The sequence below is a fragment of the Kamptonema formosum PCC 6407 genome (genome assembly GCF_000332155.1).
GTDB lineage: Bacteria > Cyanobacteriota > Cyanobacteriia > Cyanobacteriales > Microcoleaceae > Kamptonema > Kamptonema formosum.
Genome location: NZ_KB235907.1, coordinates 75,830 through 81,432, shown reverse-complemented (window position 1 = coordinate 81,432; position 5,603 = coordinate 75,830). Strand labels below are relative to the sequence as shown.

The window sequence follows — 5,603 nt, the reverse complement described above, 5'->3', positions numbered from 1 at the left end:
TCTTCATCTCGAGACGTCGCTAGCAGTTCCGCAGGGCTAGTACCTGTTTCTGCTAAAATGACTGCATTTAACCCAGGACTTAAAAAAGCTCATTACTCGATACTTTGCCATCTTGATCGCGATCCAAGGCATTAAAAAGAGATTGAAGCTCTTGCTCAGTTGCCATAAGTTTCTATTTGAATTAGTTTTTTCAATTCAATATCCCATAATGTTGAAAAAGATGCAAGGAAAGTTACCTTTTACCCTGGCAGATACAAGCTGTAACTCGTGTCATTTATAGCAAGCTGTACTTTCACACTTGAGCAAGCCGAACTAATTGAAAAGCTGTTAAGGCTGCTTTTTTAATTGCCGCTTTGTGATAGCCATTCAGCTATTTCATATTAATGTATCGGAACAAAGGCGATAGCCGTTTTCTAGGAAGAGTTGCAGTTCAGTTTGTTTGGTTTTATTGAAGGCAGTGCTACCGCACTTTTGTACAAAAAAAGCGAACTGGAAGAGTAATTTTTCGGGCTGCCAGAATGTTCATGCAGAGCGATCGTTCGCTATCTTCATCTGCTCTGTTGCCTCGCTGATTCGGGTACTAACCCCGCTGATGTTACGACTGCGACAAAGGTCAGGTTCTAAGAGGTAATACCTACCAGCAATAAGCCTAAGTTGCATCTTCCACACAGGGGTGCAACTTTTTGTGAGAAGGAACGCACCCCGATAGTTAGTGGAAGCCACAAAAAGCTTTATATTTAACCCTTCTATTTCCTCTTATTCCCTCTTATTTCCTAATATCTCCTACTTGTCCCTCAAAAATCCTAAATTATCCTCCAATTTTCACAAATTTTAATTAAGTTAAATTAACTTTCGCTGACTTTTAATTGCTTTTTGTACTCCGACACCTCCTAAATCCTCGTAGTTAGTGTGGTAGTCGCATAGCAAGCCATGTCAAATAGACGTTATAGGGGGGTAAAAATGACCAATTTATGGTTTTTATGGTTTTTGCAAGACTGAAATGAGAACTGTTGGAAGTTGGAGTTAGCGATCGCATACAACAGCAGCCAAAGCAAGAAAGTTGGTAATGGTAGTTTATATTGCACTTTTTACACAGATATCGGCTCAATACCTAAAACGGACGTTGCCCTAGCTTTGCCGTAAGCTTGCGAATGGTTTCTGTCTTTTCTCTCAACTGGTTGCCGTATCCGTCGCACCGTTCGGTTGCTTGCTTGAGGTCAGATTGTAAGCGCTGGATTATGGTGTAATTTTGGTCAAGTTTTGAGGCCTCTTCAATCAGAGCAGAGGCAAAAGCATAGAAGCGATCGCGCTTCTCACCTTTCTCAAACTTCCAGCCGCCCAAGGATGGCATCTCAAAAAGCTTATCCCTCGCTGCATACAAATCGGGTAGCTGTGGCTGTGATTGTTGTGGCATCTCTGGCAACAGTTCTAAGATTGCTTCCACATCTTGTAAATCAGTTTTTGATTTTTTACGCTTAGCCTTGAGCTGGTTGAGCAAGTCCGCCGCGTCTGGAAAGTCCCAAAATGTGGAATCTTGCGCGGTCTGGGAGGGAAGTTGCGATCGCGCCTCTGCTAGTTCTGCTTTTAGTTGGGTAATTTCCTTCTGTAACCCTAAGTTAACTGTTTGTAAGTTACCTAGTTCATTATGTAACTCTTCACTGACCTTTGAGTTACCCATAGGCTTAGGTAACTTAGGTTGACTAGGGATATCGAATAATGCCCCAACTTCAGCCAGTCGCCGCAAAGTCAGAGCCTTAGACAATCCTATGTAACGCTTATGTAACTTTCCCTCAACTTTGCGGTAGGCGTACCAGTAGCCTCCTTCTGTTTCTTTTCTGGCTGTGTAACCCTCGCCATCATCAACCCTGAAGGATTTAGTCTCTGGATGCTCTAGCCATTCATACCACTGCCTAAAACCCACCTCTATCTTTTTGCCAGATGGGAGTTGAGCCGTCCCATATTTCACCCTTGCCAATTTACTCATCGCTAGTTACATATAACTTTAGGTAACTTATCATGAGCTTCTCTCTAGGTAGCTGTCAATAGTTACATACATAAGTTACTTAAACCGAGGGCGTGACTAGCGCGATATTTCTGAAATGCTTGATTCTATGTTTAAGTAGTGTGCGATCGCGCGGTAGTAGGACTATAGTCGAGAGTATAACCAACATTAGAACGATCGCTAGAAACACAGCGATCGCCCCCATACCAAAAACGCTCCGCGCTTTTCACTTGCCAAACAGTTGACCCCACCACATCCAGCATTGTTGACGGGAGCTCGCCACCTATAAAATGGGTAAAAACCCACGCCAAAGTCCGCAGCCGCACCCTAATCGGTATGGGTGCAGCTCACGTTATTTTGATAGAGTCCGGTCTCTTTAGAGGTCTTTGTCATCGCCGTCAAGCACAGGACAGTTTGGAGAGCTTTGTGCCAAGCGTTCAGCCTCTCGCCTCCACCGACGAATTGTAAGTGGTGAAATGTTTAGTTTTTCTTCAATTTGTGAAACACTTTTACCCTGAGCAAACAATTCCAAACACGCCTGCTTTACGTCGGGCGAATACTTAGGCGGTCGCCCTCCTTTACACGGCTTTCTTCCTAAATTAGCCTGTTTGACCCAATCTCCAACTGTAGCCCTTGAAATTCCAGTGAGAGCTTCGATTTCTCCACAGGAAGCACCTTTAACATATAGAGATAAACATTCCTCCTTTTGCTTTTTGGGATAGCTATTGTGCCCTCGGCTGATGCCTGCCAGTTTAATCCAATCGTAGAGTAACTCCACAGAAACTCCTGTAGCATCCTCGATTTGTTTTGGAGTCAAACCTTCTTTGTAAAGCGCTAAATAGGGCTGCCTTTCCGCTTGAGAATAGTCACTTGACTTCTTGAGCAAACCGTTGCTATTTAGCCAATCTCTCAAGACTTCGCGGTTAGTAATTCCAGTAAGGCGCTGAATTTGTGCGAAAGAGTATTTCTGACCATATAGTTCTAAACATTGCTGTAGCAACTCTTCTGAATAAGGTTGTTCCAGTTCCAGCGGCAGTATTCTCGGAAAAACTTTCTCAGGCTCAGGCTGAAGCTTTTTTTGAATTTCTAACACCAGTTCTATAAAGTATGGACATTTTTGGCACTTAACCTGGAGCCCTGGATCTGGACAATGACAATAACCTTGCCAAGTTTTAAGAACTTCTGCTTCAGCGCTCAGGAATCGGTCTACGGCTTCTTGAAAAGTTTTGAGGGTTGATTGAGAAAAATTCATACTTTCTCCTAAGAATATTCCTTGACGCTCTAAATTTTCAGTTCCACTGAAATCACTTTGCCTTCATCTACCTTGACTCTCTCGATCAGCTTTTCATAAAGGATGTCGCGCTCATCTTGAGTTAAGGTGTACCAGAAGGTAAGCTTTTTTGCTTGAGGATGAGAGATAATTTCCTGTGCCGTAGCCATCACAAAACTTTCTACTCCTTCGGGGGCGCTTTTTTCTTCAATTTGCTTGAGGAATTTAGTTCTGGCTTGCTGAAGTAAATCAGACGGCGCAATTTTAAGCAGTTCATCCACCCCTTCTAGTTGCTGTTTTAACTTGATTACTTCTGGAGGGCATTGGAAAGAAACTTCCTGTTCCTCCTGTGCCGATTCCAAGGACGTGGCTTTGAGAAATAATTGACTAATAATGGCTTGATCAATTTTTTCAAGGCGAATGCAAGAGCGGTTTTGGCAACCAGTTCCCGATTGCCTGCACCCGTAATATTGATATTGAGCGCTGCGCTTTAACACGCATTTATAGCCGCAGCGAGCGCAAATAACTAATCCGGTTAAGTAACAAGTCTTACCGGAAGTTGCTACTTTCTTGGCATTGAATTGTTGGAGGGTTTGAAGTTCGACAAATTCTTCATCAGTAATTAACCGCTCAGTGGGATGGGTATTAAGGTGTAATTGCCATTCTTCAGGTTTTTCTTGGTAGATCCCTTGCTGGATATATTTGTTTTGCAGTAACTCGTATGACCTCGCAAAATTGGATTGGTTAACCAATCATCAGCGAAGTTTTGAGCTGCACTCCAAAAAAGTAACTCTGGACTCAAAACCAAGTTGGTATCTCGTTTGCGTTCCACCCCGTACTTTTCATACAAGAAAGCTAGAACCTTTCGCGGTTTCCTAATTTTCAGCAAATAATCAATGGCTTCTCTGGCAATTTCAGCTTTACTAATGCCAGGGAGTTGTGGTGAAAAGTTGGGTTCAAGATACAATTCTAAATAGTTTTCAGGACGTTCTGCTAACAGGCAGATCGCAGGTCGTTTATCTAAGACATATTTATCCTCCTCAATGAAATATCCCCAAGGCGCTCTTGTCCAAGCAACTTTTTTACTTCGGCGGTATTCATGACCGCGCTTGATCCGCTCTCGAAGCTGGCGACGTTCGTGGGCTGCAAAGAGAGCCTGTAGGTCAGCACTGAGTTCCCCAGAGGCGGTGCTGAGATCCACTTCTCCCTGATCCAGAAGTTTCAGTTTAACTTTGTGTTCTCTCAGGAGTCCCTTAATCACCGCGTAGGCTGTTTCCTCCCTAGTTAACCTGTCCCATCGAGTCGCAACAATAGTGGAGACTTCTCCACGTCCAACCGCCTGAACGAGCTTATTAAATTCTTCTCGTTCTGGGTTGGCTCCTGATTCAACGTCGTGGTAAACCAGATCGACCCCTGCTTTTACTAAGCGATCCATTTGCTGCTCTAAAGCATGGCTGTCCTCAGCTTGTTCGCGGGTTGATACTCTCGCGTATCCAATAACTTTTTGCTTCATAATAATCACTAAACTCTGAGCTTATTCTAGCAATTAGTTGTGCAGAATTTATTTGAATTAATCCTGCACAAATGCAGGTAGATTAGTTAACTTGGCTTGGCATTCTTGAGGATAAATAGAACAATTAGTTCTGCTATTAGCACTCTTTATCTCTCTCATAAGGCGCTCAATAAATTCAGATTGAGATATTCCCTGAGCGGTGGCCAAACTGCGGAGTATGTCTTTAGCCGTCGGGGTTAAGCCAAGAGAAACTGGTTTTTTGACTTCTTCATATATTTCTGGCTGATTTCTCTGACTCTTGTATCCTTTTTTTGCCATGTCAAAGCCTCTTTGCTGATTTGTTGGGGGACAAGCTCTCACTTCGCTCTGCTCTGGAAACGAACCAAAAAAAAAGGAGCTCCTGGGGAACTCCGTGTTGGGTTTTTTCATTAGTATTAATTGAAAAGTCAATTCTTGGCTGTGAGGCGTTGTTTTTCTCAACGCCTGCCAAACAAGACGACTATCAGAATTTTAGTAGAGATGTATGAGTGCTGGTTTGATATAGCAGTGCTTACTTTGGGAAAATAGCGAGTGCTATATTTCTGAAAGTTTGGGCTGCTGTAAAGCAGCATAGCATCAATGAATCTGAATTGACAACAGTTAGTAAATTCTCAGTGATTTAGTCTTTAAGTTTCTGCTAGATTGCCTTTAGCTCTTAATAAGAGGATGGTAGTGGTTGAAAACTTAACTTTATTTACAGTCTGCTTTCCACCCTATCCACTTTACGTCAAGTCTCTTCTCATTTGCGATCGCGCCTGATTCAAGCCCTCAGAGTGAAT

Annotated in this window: 7 protein-coding genes; all 7 read right to left on the bottom strand. The window is 43.0% G+C overall.

The genetic code is table 11. From position 1 onward, the window contains the following. Positions 1 to 79: 79 nt before the first annotated feature. Entirely contained in the window at positions 80 to 166 is an 87-nt protein-coding gene (locus tag OSCIL6407_RS37540; RefSeq protein ID WP_234709929.1) for an EF-hand domain-containing protein, read from the bottom strand. Positions 167 to 1,111: 945 nt separating this feature from the next. After that, entirely contained in the window at positions 1,112 to 1,984 is an 873-nt protein-coding gene (locus OSCIL6407_RS37535) for a hypothetical protein (RefSeq protein WP_019488078.1), read from the bottom strand. A 131-nt stretch (positions 1,985 to 2,115) separates the two neighbouring features. After that, positions 2,116 to 2,265 carry a hypothetical protein gene (locus OSCIL6407_RS35785; RefSeq protein WP_155523448.1) on the bottom strand — a complete coding sequence of 50 codons (150 nt, stop codon included), beginning with the start codon at positions 2,263 to 2,265 and terminating at the stop codon, positions 2,116 to 2,118. A gap of 113 nt (positions 2,266 to 2,378) precedes the next feature. After that, on the bottom strand, positions 2,379 to 3,254 hold the full coding sequence (locus tag OSCIL6407_RS0129410) for a helix-turn-helix domain-containing protein (RefSeq protein ID WP_019488077.1): 876 nt from the start codon (positions 3,252 to 3,254) through the stop codon (positions 2,379 to 2,381). A 29-nt stretch (positions 3,255 to 3,283) separates the two neighbouring features. Next, complete coding sequence (locus OSCIL6407_RS0129405; protein WP_083893683.1) at positions 3,284 to 3,895, bottom strand: zinc ribbon domain-containing protein; 612 nt, start codon at positions 3,893 to 3,895, stop codon at positions 3,284 to 3,286. Further along, a complete protein-coding gene (locus tag OSCIL6407_RS0129400; RefSeq protein ID WP_019488075.1) occupies positions 3,895 to 4,785 on the bottom strand; it encodes a recombinase family protein in 891 nt (296 codons plus the stop codon). The genes OSCIL6407_RS0129405 and OSCIL6407_RS0129400 overlap by 1 nt, the downstream gene beginning before the upstream one ends. A gap of 57 nt (positions 4,786 to 4,842) precedes the next feature. Further along, positions 4,843 to 5,103 carry a ribbon-helix-helix domain-containing protein gene (locus OSCIL6407_RS0129395; RefSeq protein WP_007354596.1) on the bottom strand — a complete coding sequence of 87 codons (261 nt, stop codon included), beginning with the start codon at positions 5,101 to 5,103 and terminating at the stop codon, positions 4,843 to 4,845. Positions 5,104 to 5,603 lie beyond the last annotated feature (500 nt).

Bases quoted from the DNA above. Each gene is read 5' to 3' on its own strand.
- OSCIL6407_RS0129410 (WP_019488077.1), bottom strand. From the start codon at position 3,254: ATGAATTTTTCTCAATCAACCCTCAAAACTTTTCAAGAAGCCGTAGAC.
- OSCIL6407_RS35785 (WP_155523448.1), bottom strand. From the start codon at position 2,265: ATGCTGGATGTGGTGGGGTCAACTGTTTGGCAAGTGAAAAGCGCGGAG.
- OSCIL6407_RS0129400 (WP_019488075.1), bottom strand. From the start codon at position 4,785: ATGAAGCAAAAAGTTATTGGATACGCGAGAGTATCAACCCGCGAACAA.
- OSCIL6407_RS37540 (WP_234709929.1), bottom strand. From the start codon at position 166: ATGGCAACTGAGCAAGAGCTTCAATCTCTTTTTAATGCCTTGGATCGC.
- OSCIL6407_RS37535 (WP_019488078.1), bottom strand. From the start codon at position 1,984: ATGAGTAAATTGGCAAGGGTGAAATATGGGACGGCTCAACTCCCATCT.
- OSCIL6407_RS0129395 (WP_007354596.1), bottom strand. From the start codon at position 5,103: ATGGCAAAAAAAGGATACAAGAGTCAGAGAAATCAGCCAGAAATATAT.